The organism is Desulfatibacillum aliphaticivorans DSM 15576 (assembly GCF_000429905.1).
In the GTDB taxonomy this organism is placed as follows: domain Bacteria; phylum Desulfobacterota; class Desulfobacteria; order Desulfobacterales; family Desulfatibacillaceae; genus Desulfatibacillum; species Desulfatibacillum aliphaticivorans.
Genome location: NZ_AUCT01000009.1, coordinates 149,955 through 164,575, shown reverse-complemented (window position 1 = coordinate 164,575; position 14,621 = coordinate 149,955). Strand labels below are relative to the sequence as shown.

Here is a 14,621-nt window from a genome sequence, read left to right as displayed (position 1 = left end):
GTCTTGAATATTCCGAAAAAAAACCTAATGCCCGACGGAAACCTCTATGCCCAAATCCGAAGCGATGCGCGCCAGGCGCTTTATGTGATCGTCCGGCGGTTTGCTGGCGCCGGGGATGGGGTATTCCAGGCCGATCTGATCCGCCTTGGACGCCCCGCCCTCGTGGTAGGGCAAAAGGGAGATTTTTTGAACGCCCAGTCTAATCGCCAGATTGGCCAGGGCCTCCATGTGGTCTTCCGAATCATTGACTTCCGCCACCAAGGGGACCCTGAGCCAGGTTTCCGTGTTTTTGGAAAAAAACTCCAGGTTCCTTAATATCCGGTTATTGTCCATGCCCGTGTATTTCCGGTGTTTAAGCGGATTCAATTGCTTGACGTCAAAAAGGACCAGGTCCAGGCTCCGGGCCAGTTGGGCGGCGGCATCCTTGGGCGCGTGGCCGCAGGTTTCCAGCGCCGTGTGCAGGCCCTCTTCCTTGCACCGGGCCAGAAGCTCCGCGGCGAATTGGGGCTGAAGAAGAGGCTCTCCGCCCGATAGGGTGACCCCTCCGCCGGAATTTTTGTAAAAAACCCGGTCCGCCAGGATTTCCTCCATCAACTCGTCCACGCTCGCCTCGCGGCCGGCGGCCTCCCGGGCGCCGTAGAGGCAGGCGTCCACGCAGGAAAAGCAGTGGGTGCAATCTTCCCACCGGGTTTGAGCGGGCCGGTTCGGAAGCAATACGACAGCCCCTACCGGACAGGCGGCTGCACAGGCCCCGCACCCCGTGCACTTGGAGGGCCGCACCATGAGTTGGGGCGCCATTTTCTGGGATTCCGGGTTGGAGCACCATTTGCACCGCAAGGGGCAGCCCTTGAAGAAGACCGTGGTGCGGATGCCCGGGCCGTCATGGGTGCAGAAACGCTGTACATTGAAAATCGTCCCTGTCCGTCTCATTGGAAACTCTGCTCGGTGCGGGCGATGATGGTGTCCTGCAGCCCCTTGGAAAGGTCGGCGAAATAGGCGCTGTATCCGGCCACCCGCACGATGAGGTCCGGGTATTGGGCCGGGTTTTCCTGGGCTTTTATTAAGGTGTCACGATCCACAATATTGAACTGGATGTGGCTGATTCCCAGGTCCCCCCAGGCCCGGATATAATTCATGAAGACCTCTTTCATGTCTCCGGAAAGCATGTCCGGGGAGAACTTCTGGTTCAACAGGTGGTTGTATGTCTTTAGCGTATCGATTTTGGACGCGGATTTCAAAACCGCCGTGGGGCCTTTTTGATCCGCTCCGAACACCGGGCTCAGGGTGGCGTCGGCAAAGGCCTCCCCGTTTCTCCTGCCCTCAGGCGTGGCCGGGCACATCAAGGCCGCCCCGTACGTGCCGGAGACCGCGCTTCCATCCCCCCGGCAGGCGTAGCCGAAGCGGTTTTTAAACCGGGCCATGACCTCCGCCGTCCCGTGATGGACCCGCTGGGCCCAGGCGTCGGCTTCGGGATGGTCGTTGCCGTACTTGGGAGCGTTAAGCATGAGGCGCCGCACGTGTTCATGCCCTTCCCAGTCGGCGGCCAGGGCGTCCAGAAGCTCCTGCATGGAGATTTTCCCGTCCTTAAAGACGACCTGGTCCACAGCGGTTAAGGCGTCCGCCACGTTGGAGGCGCCCGCCACAATGCAGATGTCGTGGACAATGGAGGGATACTGCCATTTGCGGCAGTCCTGGCCCCGCTCGATGCAGCCCTGGGTGATGGCCGATAAATACGGCCTTGGAAGATACCGTTCGTACAAAGCCCGGCAGGTGTTTTCGATTTTGACGAACCGCTCCATGAAAAAGGCCAGTTGCTCCAGGTAGGCGTCCATGAGGTCTTCCGCGGAAGTAAAGGCCAGGGGATCCCTGGTCCTGGCGCCGTACTGCTCGCCGTTTAATGGATTCACCCCCTGGTGCAGGCCCCACCAAAGCACCTTGGGCAGATGGATGCCTCCATAGGCCCGGCGGACAATGTTCTTTCCCGGAAGCTCCATATACACGCAGCCGCTAACGCCGTAGTCCCGGGCGTCTTTTTCCGGCACATCCCAGCCTTTGAGCATGGGAAGGATGGCTTTGTCGTTAAAAAGCGACGGATAGCCCACACCCGTGCGGATCACGTCCACCGCCCTGGACAACAGGTCGTCCGGCGTTTGGTCGTGATACCGCAGGCAGATGCTGGGCTCCAGCGATTGCATGAATTCCGCGGTTTCAAGGACCAGATGGGTCATCTCGTTGGTCACGTCCAGGCCGTATTCATCCACGCCGCCCAGGGTGATGGCCTGGACCGTGGCCGCGCCCCCGTACACGGCGGAAAGAAGGGGCGAGTATATCATCCCCAGTTCATTGAACTTGACCCACAGGAGCTTGAGCAATTCCAGGGCCTCCTGGCGGGCGATCGCTCCGCCGGCCAGGTCCTTTTCCAGAAAGGGGCCGAACACCTTGTCGAAACGCACGCCGATGCCCACGCTGGAGTATTCGATATAACGGATGATGTGGGCGAAGAAAAAGGACTGGAGGGCCTCCTCCAGAGTCCTGGCCGGTTGCGCCGGAACCCTGTCGCAGATTTCCGCAATTTTCAGCAATCGTTTTCCGTCTTCCGGGGCCTGGGCCTCTTTTGCCTGCTCCCGGGCCAAAGCCGCATAGCGGCCGGCGAAGGTAATGCCCGCCTCCAGGGCGATGATCACGGCTTCCAGAAATTCCTTCTGGTCCACATAGTCCGGGGGCACGGTCCGGTCGATCTCCTCCAGCCGGGCTTTGGCCTCCTGGATGATGCCATTAAATCCCACGGCCAGGACCTTTTCATGATCCGGGATGCCTAACTCGGACCAATGGGTCCAGATAAAGGTCCCCTCGTATTTCCAGTATTTCAAAATGTCCCCGGAAAAGACGTTCTTTTGAATGTCGGAAAGGGATTTCCCCTCCCAGTAGGCGACCAATTGGGCGAGTTCGGCCCGGCCCGCGTCGTCCAAAAGGGTTTTGCCCTCCTCGCCGGAGACCACCCTTTTTACGCTGCGCCAGTTCATGTCGATGCCGAAATAGATGCCGTTGGGCGTGGACACGTTGTTGCCCACAATCCGCTCCCAGTCCTGGATGTAAATGGGCATGCGGGAGAGGATGCTCCGGATGGCCTTGGCGCGCCGGAGCACCATGGGTTCGCCTTCGGTCTGCTTATACGATTTGGTCAAAAGGCGGCTCCTGGCAAGGTCCAGCTTGACTTCGGGCCGGTACATGCCCCGGGAAGCCTCGTCCTTTTCATAACCCCGGCGCACATTGCGCACGGCCTTTACCGTGAGTTTTTCCTTTAGCTGTCTGGCGTCCGTCTGCATGATCCCTCCTTGGGCGGAAGCGCATCCCGTCCCCGTTACACGCCGTCATCCCCGTTCAGGCCCGGCATGGAGCGAATAATCCCCACGGTGGAGCGGGCCAGGGCGCTGATGACGTCCTCCATTTCCACGGAGGGGTCCGTAAAATAAACCCTGACCATATGGAGCACCATGCCCACAATGGCCTCCGAGGCCATGCGCGCGTCCATGGGCTTCAACAGTCCGGCTTCCACGCCGGCCATAAGGCCCTGCTCCAGATCCCTGCGGTGCCGGGCGATTTCGTCTTCCATCATTGTCTTGATGTTTTCAGGCAGGGTTTCCTTTTCCGAAATCAACAAAAGCACCATGGAGTCGTTTTTGGCCGCCGCCTGGATGTAAGCCCGGAAAAAACTCCAGGCCCGGTCATTCAGGGAGTCTCCGGTTTCAAAGTCTCCCACGCTCCGCATGAAGCGCCGGACAGCCAGGCTGCCCTCATCAGCTATGGAGATGTAGAGATCGGCCTTGTCTTTGAAGTGATGGTAAAACGACCCCATGGAAACCCCGGCCTTTTTCAGGATAGCCCTGATCGGGGTGCCTTTGTAGCCGGACTGGGCGAACAATTCGGTGGCGGCCCGCATGATGGCGGTCCGTGTGGAATTTCCCCTTGCCTGATTTTTTTGAGCGCGTGCGAGCAAAGCAACCTCCTAGAGCATTTGCTCTAATTCATAAGGCGCCAGACCCCTTCATGTCAAGAAGTATATTTAATCGTCTGTATAAATTCTAATAGAAAATCGAAATTATTGGTTATAATTAAATAAAGACAAAAAGCTGCCTTAGCTGTATACAAATCAAATGCTCTGTTAACAGGAAAAGAGCGCCAAAAAAATCGACGCCGCCTCCCCGCAAACGCCCACGCCCCCCAGGGACCTAAAATCTTGATAGGATGCCTTCTTAAGGCTATAATGCATGACGCATCCAATCACACATCAATAACTCAATGGGGAAATACACTATGAAACATGTCGCCAAGGTTGAAGAGGCTGTCAACAGCGCAACCATCCCAAAGGGGAGCAGAATCTATTGCGCGGGAAACGCATCCACGCCCCAGGTTTTGTTGAAGCGCCTGGCCTCCGATGATTCCATTCAGGACGTCGAGCTGCTTGGCGTGCTTCTTTTGGGGGATATCGAAGCCTTGTTTTCCCTGGAAACATGCGCCCGGATAACCCACCGGGTCATCTTTAACAGCGCCTATTCCAGGCCGGCCGTAAACAACGACACGGCCATGTACCAGCTCATGCATCTTTCGGACATTCCCCGCCAGATCAGGTCGCACCTTCAACCCGACGTCGCCCTCATATCCGTAAGCGGCCCGGACAACGGAGGCAACTACAGCCTGGGAAGCGGCGTGGAAGCCGTGCCCGCGGCCATCGAAACGGTCAAGGCCCGGGGCGGGCTTGTCATTGCGGAACGAAACGCCCGCATGCCCTTTATCCTGGGAACCACCGTCAGGGAGGAGAGCATCGACTATCTCCTGGACACGGACTATGAACTGCCCGTCAACCCCTCCCATCAGCCGGACGACCGCGCGAAAAAAATCGCCCGGTTGATAGCCCAGCTATACATCCATGACGGATGCACGCTTCAGTACGGAATCGGCGAGGTTCCCGAAGCCGTCACCGACGCCGTGATAGAAAAAGGGGTTAAGGATCTGGGCATTCATACGGAGTTGTTTGCTACGGCCATGAGGAAGCTGGTGGATACAGGCATCGCCACCAACAAATACACCCAGCGGGATTTTTGCATCTCCACCCTTTTCCTGGCGGACGACCATGACGGATACCAGTGGCTCCATTACAACAGCTCCGTCCAAAGCCGCCCCTGCGACGTCACCAACAGCGTGTTAAATATAGCGGCCGAGCCTAATATGGTCGCCGTCAACAGCGCCATCGGCGTGGACCTGCATGGAAATATCTGGGCCGACTCCCTAAGCGCAAACAAGATATACAGCGGCATAGGCGGGCAGGCCGATTTTCTCAGGGGCGCCTATCTGTCCCATGGGGGAACGCCCATCATCGCCATCAAGTCCACCACCGGCAAGGGGGCGTCCAAAGTGCTTGAAAAATGCCCGGAAGGCGTTTCCTCCACGGCCATTGCCGCCGATCCCGTGGTCATTGTTTCCGAATACGGGGCTTTCGACCCGCGCGGGTTGAGCATTGGAGAGCACGCCGTTGGAATAGCCTATCTCGCCGAGCCTGCCGAAAGGGAGCGATTGCTGCAGCATATTTACGACCACGAAGGCTTTCACAAACCCCGCCAGGCCCTGAAAGAGACAAGCCCCAAAGGCTTCACCGCCTATGAGGAGCTTTAAAACAGAAGTGCGAATTGCCGAACGGCTGCCTCCGGCGGGCGCCTTTTGAAGTGATGATGGGACGGCGGAAGAAATAATGCCGCCTTTGAATTGACCAGCCGCCATAAACAAAGAGGACGTCTGCGGGATATTCCGCGCAGACGCCCCCTCTATATTTCATGGTTACCGTTCCGGCGAAAATCTATGCTGACTTACCCTGGACCAGCATGCCGCCGTCCAAGGGAATTATCACGCCTGTAACATAGGCGCCGGCCCTGGAGGACAGAAAAATCGACAGGCCGGCCGCGTCTTCCGGCGTGCCGATCCGGCCCAGCGGAATTCCCGCTTCCACCATTTTGCGGGTTTCTTCATTATCGGTCAAAAAGGCCATCATCTTGCTCGGGAAGGGTCCGGGAGCAATGGCGTTTACCGTTATGTGATCCTTGGCGAACTGAAAGGCCCAGTTTTTGGTCATCTGGTGGACGGCGGCCTTGCTGGGTCCGTAGGAAAAAGCCACGCCGCCGGTGTCGAATCCGGCCACGGAGCCGATATTGATGATCCGGGACGGATCCTCGGGATCGGCAGCCTTTTTCAAAAGCGGCATCAATTCCCGGGTCATGAAAAACGGCCCCTTGACATTGATGCCCAATATCTTGTCCCAGCCGGCGTTGGGGAATTCCTCGAAGGGCGCTCCCCAGGTGGCGCCGGCGTTGTTCACCAGAATATCCAATTTGTCTTCGCGCTCTTTAATGGCGTCGCAAAGATTTTTCACGCCCTCTTCGGAAGACAGATCCGCGGGAATGGAAATGCACTCGCCCTTTTTGGATAATTCTTCAGCGGCGGCGTTGCACGCGTCCGCTTTTCGCGCCGAAATGTACACCTTGACCCCGGCTTCCACAAACCCGGTGGCGATCATATAGCCAATGCCGCGGGACCCGCCGGTAACCACCGCCGTCTTTCCTTCCAACTTGAATAAATCTTGCATAACTTTCCCCTTTGCTTTGTTTTTGGGAGGCGTCCTGAAAACTTTACGCCCCATCATATTAGCGAGCGATCGTTCGGAATCTTATCACACCTGTAAAGGAGCGGCAAGCGCCATCCTGTCGGTTCGCAAATACACGGGGAGGATCATACAAAACTCAAAAATCCGGATTTTACACAGAGTCAATGGGAAGCGGCGGAAGGCCTCCTGAATCTCTAAAAGAATGCTCGGGAAAAACATCCTCCCAACCTGACTTTCCTTCGCCGGGGGGGAGAGATTTAAGATGAGGCGCTTCGCGGCGGTTTTGCCATCACACCTTTTTTTCGCGAAGCGCCATTTTTAAAGTTTTGATCAGACTTTTTCAAAAGTTTGTCGCCGGAGGCGCAGTTATGCTTTTTAGAACCTGTCCGAAAATTTGGGGTCCCGTTTTTCGAACTCAGCCATGACCGCTTCGATCTGGTTGGGCGTGGCGATGATCTCCCGCTGCAGGCTTTCCTCAATCAGCATGCCCTTGGCGGCGCCGGCCCGCCATGCGGATTCCAGCAATTGTTTGTCCCGGGAAATGGCGTCCGGGTTTTTGGAGGCTATGAGCTTGGCCATCTCGGTCGCCTCGGCCAGGGGGTCTTCCACCACCCGGGTTATCAGGCCCAATTCCGCCGCTTCCTTGGCCTCGACGATGCGGCCGGTGAAGGTCAGTTCCTTGGCCACATCCAGACGAACCAGATCGCATAGGGTCTGGGTGATGGACATATCCGGAATCAGGCCCCACTTGATTTCCATGACCGAAAAACGCGTGCCCGGAGCGGCCAGCCGGATGTCAGCCCCCAGGGCTATTTGCAGGCCGCCGCCAAAGGCCACGCCGTGCAGCGCGGCTATGACCGGGACCGGAACCTGTTTCCAGACCCACCCCACCTGCTGGGCCTTATTGGCCGGGGTGTTGTAGGCTCGGGCGAACAACTCCAGCTTGTCGTCGCCGTCGGCCATTTTTTGAAAGTTCTCCATATCAAGCCCGGCGCAAAAGCCTTTTCCATTGCCCGACAAAACCACCACCCGAATGGACTTGTCCTCCATCACTTTCTCGCCGGTTTCGATAATCTTCCGGATCATCTCGTGGCTGAGGGCGTTGTATTTTTCCGGCCGGTTAAACGTGACAAAACCGATGTGGTCTTTGACTTCCAGAGTAACGATATCCGCCATAGCTTCTCCTTCCCTGATAGTATTTTGTCCGAACCATGATTTTCCAGCCGCGTACCCGCCTGCCCGGGCTTGTCGTTGCAAGCCCTATTTCTCCGCGTCCCGTGTTTTTTAGGATGTTCGTCAAAAAGATGATAATTGACCGTTCAGGCCTGAGTGATGCTTTTTAGGGGTCTATCACACTTGTGAGAATGCGGCAAGAAGAGGCGGCGCAAGGGTGCGGCAAGCGGCGCCCCTGCGTAAACCAGGACGCTTTGAAATGACGAAGGGAGAATCGCTGGATTTTTAAGGGAAAGTTCTTAAAACACGGATGTCACGGAAATATATTATTCCGTGCGTTCCGTGTATTCCGTGATTAAGTCATGACATAACTCCAGGACATCCTCACCGTCAAGCCGCAGCCGTAAACTTAAGCTGCAGCAATTCCCCCAGGCCAACCTTTTCCCAGGATCGGGTGGTGAGAGTCAGCTCTTCCGCGCTTTTTCGAGGAGGCGTGCACAAAGGCCCCAGAGAGTCGAAAAAGGCTTCCGGGTTTAGGCAGCCCTCCGGGGCGAATACGCCTTTGGCCTCCACCTTGCCTTGCGCCAGCAGCCAGGCGCCCACGGCCAGGGGCGCTCCCGTGGCGCCGGCCATTCCCCCGCTGGGCGCGCTGGTGATCATGCAGGCGGCCGAGGCGGGCCCGCCGTTTTTCTCCCCCTGAGCCAGGGCGAACAGCGGAGGCAGGGCCAGGCTTTTCTTGCCGGCCATGGCGGAAAGCCGGGCTTCGGGGGATTTGCTCTCGCCCTTGGCAAGCTCCGCGCGCTCCGCCAGCCAGGCCGCCCGCTCCGGGGAGATCACGCCCACGTCCACCAGGGTCGTTATGGCTTTGATAAGAAAAATGCTCAGCCTGTCGGAAACCATCACGTTCCGGCTTAGCTCCAAAGCGGAAAAGTACCTGGGCAGGGTGACGGCTTCGGGATGCCCCATGGTCCAGGCGTTGCGGACTCCCACCCCCGGATAATTGAGGGACAGCCGCTCGATGGGCCTTTTGTCCAGATACCGGCCCTTTTCAAAAGCGCGAATCTTGCCCGTCAACTGATGGATGCCGTGGATTGTGGCGGCGGAGGGATTTTTCCCCACATTCTCCGGCTTGGCGCTGTCCAGGTCCCACCCCGTATAAGCCTTGGCCGCCCTATCCAACTCCTTGACCGCCTTTACAGCCAGCATGTTGGATATCCCCGGGCTGGCCCCCATGCCGACGATGGCCGTAATTCCCGCCTTGGCCGCCTCCTTGTCAAGGTCCAGCATGTCCAGGGTGGGCTCCCAGTCGTCGCAGATGTCCACGTAATCCCTGCCGCAACGGATGCAGGCCTTCAACACCAAAACGCCGAACCGGAAATACGGTCCCACCGTGTTCATGACCACGTCCGCCTCTGCGACCGCCGCTTCCAGGGCGGACGGATTCGAGATGTCCAACTGTATCCAGGACGCCCTGTCCGGCAGCGTTTCCACAAAAGATTTGGCCGCATCCCCGTTCCGGTCCGCCACGACGATTTCCACCGTTTTATCCATATCCAGCAAGGCGCGAACTGCGTAGGCGCCCATTTCCCCGCATCCCCCCAGAGCCAGAATTTTCATGTTTGGCCCCCTTGTTTTTGTTGACCTGATAGAAGGTTTAGCTTATGCTGTTAAAAAGGGAGCAATACTCCCTTTAAGAACCCAGGCTAACCCCTTGAATTTGAGCTGTCAAGAAAAAAAGTAGCATTACTCCCCTTTTGGGAAAAATCATGAAATCCAATAAAAACAACCAGCTTGCACTTACCGAGCGGGTCAAGCCCACCCAGGCTCGGGCTGTGGAAACCCGGGAAAAAATTCTGGCGGCGGCGGCCCAATTGCTGGAGGACTCGGGCGTGGACGGACTGACCACCAAAAAGGCGGCGGAGCTTGCCGGAGTCCGCATCCGGAGCGTGTACCGCTACTTTCCCAACAAGCTGGCCATCGTGCACGCCCTGGCTCAGCAGGCGACCCTGCCTGAGGAGGCCTTGTTTGACGTGTACAGGGACCTGGAAAATCCGAACATAGACTGGAAGCCCGCCCTACGCGAGCTGATAGACGCCGTATATATGATAGGCGCCGAAATCCCCGGATTGAAGGCCATACGGGCGGCCATGCAGGCCAGCCCGGAGTTGCGGGCCGTGGACGCGGCCATGAACGAACGCCATGCCCAGGCCTTATGTCAGGCCCTGCTGAAGCGAAGGGCGAATATTTCTTCCCAAAAGGCGATGGCGGCCGCCAGGACGGTCGTCGAGACCTCCACCTGCATGCTGGATCTTGCCTGGTTTGAAAGCCAGAGGCCGGAGGGCGCCGAAAACGCCGCCCTATTGCTGGAAGAGCTAAAAACCATGGCCTCTGCGTATCTGGCCGTATACCTTCCCTCCTGAGGGGCGAATTTCCCTCCCTTCCTTTCTATAAGCGCCTTTTGCGTGGTAAACTGTTTTTTCTTGCCTATCTTTTCCTTGATTAAGTAGGGTGAAAGGGCTTAAAAAATAACGACATGTGCAGCAAATAAACCTTTTGATGTCTCCAACACCGAGGAATCTTGAAGAACCAAAGTTATTCAGACTGGGCGGAGCAGGTGAAGGCCGTGGAACTGCCGGCCGCGTTAATGGGCAGGATGGAAGAACGCGTGGACGCGTTTGCAGAGGAGTTGGAAGCCAAGGGGCTGGAGCCCCCTTTCAACGAACAGGTGCTATCTTCGCTGCCTCTTGTTTTTACGTGCAGCGATTTTGTTTACCAATACGCGCAAAGGTTCACCGGGGAGTTTTGCGATCTGGCAAAAGCGGACCTGCGGTCCGTAAGCGCCGAGGCCCAAATGCGCAGCGCCCTGGATCAGTTTTGCCGGGGCGTGGAGGACAAGGACGGGCTCATGGCCGCGCTCCGGCGTTTCCGCAACCGGGAGATGGTGCGCATCGCCTGGCGGGACCTGGCTGGCTGGGACGATCTTTTCCGGACCCTGCACAGCTTGAGCGCCTTGGCCAGGGCGTGCATTGACAAAGCCCAGGCCGTGCTTTCGGACTGGATGACTCCCAAATGGGGCGTTCCCACGGGGCCCGAAGGGCAAAAAGTCGGCCTGGTGGTCATGGGCATGGGCAAGCTGGGCGCCCAGGAGCTGAATTTTTCGTCGGACATCGACCTGATTTTCTCCTACAAGCATACCGGAACCACCCAGGGCGGCGAGAAAAGCGTCACCAACCTGGAGTATTTCACCAAACTCTGCAAAGACCTTATCAAGGTCATCGGCGCCAAGACGGACCTGGGCCAGGTGTTTCGCGTGGACATGCGCCTGCGTCCCGACGGAGCCAACGGCCCCATGGTCATGCCGTTCAGCGCCATGGAGCAGTATTACGAGTTTCAGGGGCGCGAGTGGGAGCGGTACGCCTGGATCAAGGCCCGCCCCGTGGCCGGGGACATTAAAGCAGGCATGGATCTGTTGCGGATTCTCAAGCCCTTCCTATACCGGAAATATCTGGATTACACGGTTTTTGAGGCGCTTCGGGAAATGAAACGCATGATTTCCCTGGAAGTAAAGCGCAAAGGCCTGGAGCATGACATAAAAATCGGCCCCGGCGGCATCCGGGAGATTGAGTTTGTGGGGCAGGTCATGCAATTGCTCCGGGGCGGGGTTTTGCCCGTCTTGCAGGAGCCGGGCATCATGAAAATCCTGGATCTGCTCAGCGAGAATAAATTGCTGCCCTTGGACGTTTGCGAGGATTTGAAAGAAGGTTACATCCTTCTTCGCAAGACGGAAAACCGCATCCAGGAATTCGCCGACCGGCAGGAGCATAAAATCCCCCGAACCCAGACCGAGCAAATGTGTTTGTCCCTGTCCATGGGCTATTTCGCCTGGGAGGATTTCGAACACGTCCTGGCCAGGCATCGCGACAAGGTGCAATTCCATTTTGAGGAGTTGCTGGCCGACCCGGAGGAAAAGCGGCCCAGTGTGGGGGAGGACCAGGCTTTGTTGTGGGTCTGGCACCAGACCGTTCCCGTGGAGCAGGCCGTGGAAATGCTGGCTCTGGCCGGCTTTGACGACCCGGAGCAGGCGGAAAAAATGGTTTCGGACCTGAAAAAATCCCCCCAGGGCCGCAGCCTGTCCGAACACGCCCGATTGCAGCTTGACCGCCTGATCCCTTCGGTCCTGGCCGAGGCCGGCAAGGCCGACCAGCCGGAAGTCGCCCTGAAACGGGTCCTGACCCTGGTGGAAGCGGTCATCCGCAGGACGGCTTACCTTTCCCTGCTGGTGGAAAACCCGGAGGTTTTGGAGCGCCTGGTCAAGCTATGCGACTCCAGCCCCTTGATCGCATCCCTGGTAACCCGGTATCCCGCCCTCCTGGACGAGTTGATGGATCCGGGGATTTTGTACACGCCTCTCAGAAGATGGGAGCTGGACAGGGAACTTCATCTCCGTCTGCGAGGGCTCGACCCCGAGGACGAAGAGGAATTCCTGGAGCAGCTCCGCATGTTCAAGCAGGTGAACGTGTTGCGGGTGATCGCCGCCGACGTCACCGGCGCCCTGCCTCTCATGCGGGTGAGCGACCATCTGACGGAAATCGCCGAGTGTATTCTGACCAAGTCCCTGGACATGGCCTGGAATCACGTGGTGAAAAAACACGGCGAGCCCACCTGCCAACTGAACTCCGGCCAGTGCCAGCGCGGATTTTCCGTGGTGGCTTACGGCAAGCTGGGCGGCATTGAATTAAGCTACGGCTCCGATCTGGACATGGTATTTCTTCATGCAGGCATTACCGGGGAAATGACCAAAAGCTCCAATCCTTTGTATAACGGCGCCTTTTTCGCCCGTCTGGGGCAAAGGGTGATTCACATCCTGGGCGCCCACACGCCCTCCGGGGTCTGCTACGAAACCGACATGCGCCTGCGCCCCAGCGGCGGCGGCGGATTGCTGGTCAGCCATGTGGACGCTTTTCAGGATTATCAGCGCAATCAGGCTCGGACCTGGGAGCACCAGGCCCTTGTCAGAGCCAGGCCGGTAGCCGGAGACGTGGCCATGGCCAGCCGGTTTTTTAAAATCCGGCGCGAAGTGCTGTGCACCTTCCGCAACGATACAACCCTCAAGGCGGAGGTTGTCAAAATGCGCAACCTCATGAAAAAAGAACTGGAAAAAAAGGAAAAAGGGCTTTTTGACATCAAACAGGGCCCCGGAGGGATTGTAGACATAGAATTCCTGGTCCAATACCTGGTCCTCTCCCGGGCGCACGACACGCCCAGTCTGACCGACTGGACCGACAACATGCGTCTTTTGGAAGCCGTCACCGCCGCTCAATTGATGCCTGAAACCATGGCGACCTCCCTCAAGGAGGCCTATCTGGCGTTGCGCGGGCACGTTCACGCCCTGGCCCGGGAGGACAAGCCCGCCATGGTCCCGCTGGAAGAGGTGGAGGAGGTCCGGCAAAAAGTCATGGCCGCCTGGAGGCATTTCTTTGGCAAATAGCGCGGGGCGTGCGTTTTCGCGCTTTGCCGCTTGCATTCCAAAGGAGGATTGATTATCGTAGCTTCATCGGCTGAACGGGGTGTCCATCCAGTGCGCCTTGGCAGGCCGAAACGGTGTTCATAACTTTTATTCTGTACGGCGCTCACAGGTTATTAAGGTAAAAATTATTGTAAGCCTGATTGTATAAAAAATTGCAACCTGTGCGCGCCGGATTTTTAAAATGGTCTTGGGAGGAAAATGTGAAAAAAAGCATCAGTATTTTTACCGTGGGTTGCGTTTTGGCGGTGGTGGGCTTGCTGTTATCTCCCGCCAATCTTTTTGCGGGGCAAAATGAGTTCACCGACTCATCCGGGATGGAGTTTATAAAAATCGAGGCAGGCGCGTTTACAATGGGAGCGCCTGAAGGAGAAGAGTTTGAAGACGCCCAGCCGGAACATAAGATCACGATTACAAAACCTTTTTTCATGGGCAAGTATGAGGTGACCCGGAAGCAATGGGCGGAAATCATGGGGCAGGATGCGTCAAAGCTGAGCAACCCCAACAATCCTGTAGAGCAGGTTTCGTACGCTGATGTGGAGCTCTTTTTGCTCAAGCTCAATGAAAAAGAAGGAACCAAGACATACCGGCTTCCCACGGAGGCGGAATGGGAATACGCCGCCCGGGCCGGCACGGCCGCCGCTTATTTTTTTGGGGACGACGCCTCCCGCTTAGGCGAGTATGCATGGTATTACGGCAATTCAAAATTCACCAACCCGGTGGGGCAGTTGAAGCCCAATCCCTGGGGTTTGTACGACATTTACGGCAATGTGTTTGAATGGTGCCAGGACTATTATGGACAGGACTACTACAAGGATGCCCCTTCCGTGGACCCGAAAGGATTCCAGCCTGACGCTAAAGTGAAGAAAACGGCGAGAGTCATTCGCGGCGGCGGATGGTATTCCAAGGCCAAGTTCTGTTCTTCGGCCTACCGGAGCAACAGCCTGAGCCCACAAAAATTCATCGGCCTTCGCCTGGTCAAGGACATTGAGTAAGTCCCTTTAAACGACGATTGAATCCTAAAGCCGGAGGGAAGGCGCACAGCTTTTTCTCCGGTTTTTTTTTGCGTTTCCACTAATCCTTCATGACCTGATTTATCCCTCCACAACACCTCGTGGGAAAACTAAATAAAGTCAACGAATAAGTTGACCTGAGCCAATGGGATAAGGATGATGGCCCCTAAGCCGGATTAGGAGTTGAATTCCGGCGCCGACGATGGTAGCAACTGCCGGTTCAGGCCGAACGGCGAACGGCGTGGACAATGAGGCTCCG

The 14,621-nt window shown here is 57.1% G+C and carries 10 protein-coding genes; 4 read left to right on the top strand and 6 right to left on the bottom strand.

The genetic code is table 11. From position 1 onward, the window contains the following. Positions 1 to 24 precede the first annotated feature (24 nt). The 3 genes from G491_RS0110635 to G491_RS0110625 are packed head-to-tail and all read right to left on the bottom strand — an operon-like array spanning position 25 to position 3,997. A complete protein-coding gene (locus tag G491_RS0110635; protein ID WP_028314579.1) occupies positions 25 to 930 on the bottom strand; it encodes a glycyl-radical enzyme activating protein in 906 nt (301 codons plus the stop codon). Next, a complete protein-coding gene (locus G491_RS30325; protein WP_035218445.1) occupies positions 927 to 3,326 on the bottom strand; it encodes a pyruvate formate lyase family protein in 2,400 nt (799 codons plus the stop codon). Before G491_RS30325 ends, G491_RS0110635 begins: the two co-directional genes overlap by 4 nt. A gap of 35 nt (positions 3,327 to 3,361) precedes the next feature. Next, a complete protein-coding gene (locus G491_RS0110625) occupies positions 3,362 to 3,997 on the bottom strand; it encodes a TetR/AcrR family transcriptional regulator (RefSeq protein WP_028314578.1) in 636 nt (211 codons plus the stop codon). Positions 3,998 to 4,314: 317 nt separating this feature from the next. Between G491_RS0110625 and G491_RS0110620 the strand changes: the two genes are divergently transcribed. Further along, positions 4,315 to 5,670: an acetyl-CoA hydrolase/transferase family protein gene (locus G491_RS0110620; protein ID WP_028314577.1), complete on the top strand. Its 1,356-nt coding sequence runs from the start codon at positions 4,315 to 4,317 to the stop codon at positions 5,668 to 5,670. Positions 5,671 to 5,851: 181 nt separating this feature from the next. Here the strand turns inward: G491_RS0110620 and G491_RS0110615 are convergent, their stop codons facing one another. From G491_RS0110615 to G491_RS30320, 3 genes are all read right to left on the bottom strand, one after another. Further along, positions 5,852 to 6,634 carry a glucose 1-dehydrogenase gene (locus G491_RS0110615; RefSeq protein WP_028314576.1) on the bottom strand — a complete coding sequence of 261 codons (783 nt, stop codon included), beginning with the start codon at positions 6,632 to 6,634 and terminating at the stop codon, positions 5,852 to 5,854. A gap of 393 nt (positions 6,635 to 7,027) precedes the next feature. Next, positions 7,028 to 7,828 (bottom strand): crotonase/enoyl-CoA hydratase family protein, encoded by an 801-nt coding sequence (locus tag G491_RS0110605; RefSeq protein ID WP_028314575.1) that lies wholly within the window; start codon positions 7,826 to 7,828, stop codon positions 7,028 to 7,030. A 387-nt stretch (positions 7,829 to 8,215) separates the two neighbouring features. Continuing rightward, positions 8,216 to 9,442, bottom strand: a complete 1,227-nt coding sequence (locus G491_RS30320; RefSeq protein ID WP_051327174.1) for a saccharopine dehydrogenase family protein — start codon at positions 9,440 to 9,442, stop codon at positions 8,216 to 8,218. 149 nt (positions 9,443 to 9,591) lie between these two features. Between G491_RS30320 and G491_RS33735 the strand changes: the two genes are divergently transcribed. The 3 genes from G491_RS33735 to G491_RS0110580 all read left to right on the top strand — a co-directional run bounded on the left by G491_RS33735 (position 9,592) and on the right by G491_RS0110580 (position 14,344). Next, a complete protein-coding gene (locus G491_RS33735; RefSeq protein WP_028314574.1) occupies positions 9,592 to 10,245 on the top strand; it encodes a TetR/AcrR family transcriptional regulator in 654 nt (217 codons plus the stop codon). A 158-nt stretch (positions 10,246 to 10,403) separates the two neighbouring features. Then, positions 10,404 to 13,313 carry a bifunctional [glutamate--ammonia ligase]-adenylyl-L-tyrosine phosphorylase/[glutamate--ammonia-ligase] adenylyltransferase gene (gene glnE / locus G491_RS30310; RefSeq protein WP_051327173.1) on the top strand — a complete coding sequence of 970 codons (2,910 nt, stop codon included), beginning with the start codon at positions 10,404 to 10,406 and terminating at the stop codon, positions 13,311 to 13,313. A gap of 239 nt (positions 13,314 to 13,552) precedes the next feature. Continuing rightward, positions 13,553 to 14,344: a formylglycine-generating enzyme family protein gene (locus G491_RS0110580; protein WP_051327172.1), complete on the top strand. Its 792-nt coding sequence runs from the start codon at positions 13,553 to 13,555 to the stop codon at positions 14,342 to 14,344. Positions 14,345 to 14,621: the final 277 nt, after the last annotated feature.

Excerpts from the sequence above, each read along its gene's own strand:
- G491_RS0110635 (WP_028314579.1), bottom strand. The coding sequence starts at position 930 with ATGAGACGGACAGGGACGATTTTCAATGTACAGCGTTTCTGCACCCAT.
- G491_RS30325 (WP_035218445.1), bottom strand. The coding sequence starts at position 3,326 with ATGCAGACGGACGCCAGACAGCTAAAGGAAAAACTCACGGTAAAGGCC.
- G491_RS0110620 (WP_028314577.1), top strand. The coding sequence starts at position 4,315 with ATGAAACATGTCGCCAAGGTTGAAGAGGCTGTCAACAGCGCAACCATC.
- G491_RS0110615 (WP_028314576.1), bottom strand. The coding sequence starts at position 6,634 with ATGCAAGATTTATTCAAGTTGGAAGGAAAGACGGCGGTGGTTACCGGC.
- G491_RS0110605 (WP_028314575.1), bottom strand. The coding sequence starts at position 7,828 with ATGGCGGATATCGTTACTCTGGAAGTCAAAGACCACATCGGTTTTGTC.
- G491_RS30320 (WP_051327174.1), bottom strand. The coding sequence starts at position 9,442 with ATGAAAATTCTGGCTCTGGGGGGATGCGGGGAAATGGGCGCCTACGCA.
- G491_RS33735 (WP_028314574.1), top strand. The coding sequence starts at position 9,592 with ATGAAATCCAATAAAAACAACCAGCTTGCACTTACCGAGCGGGTCAAG.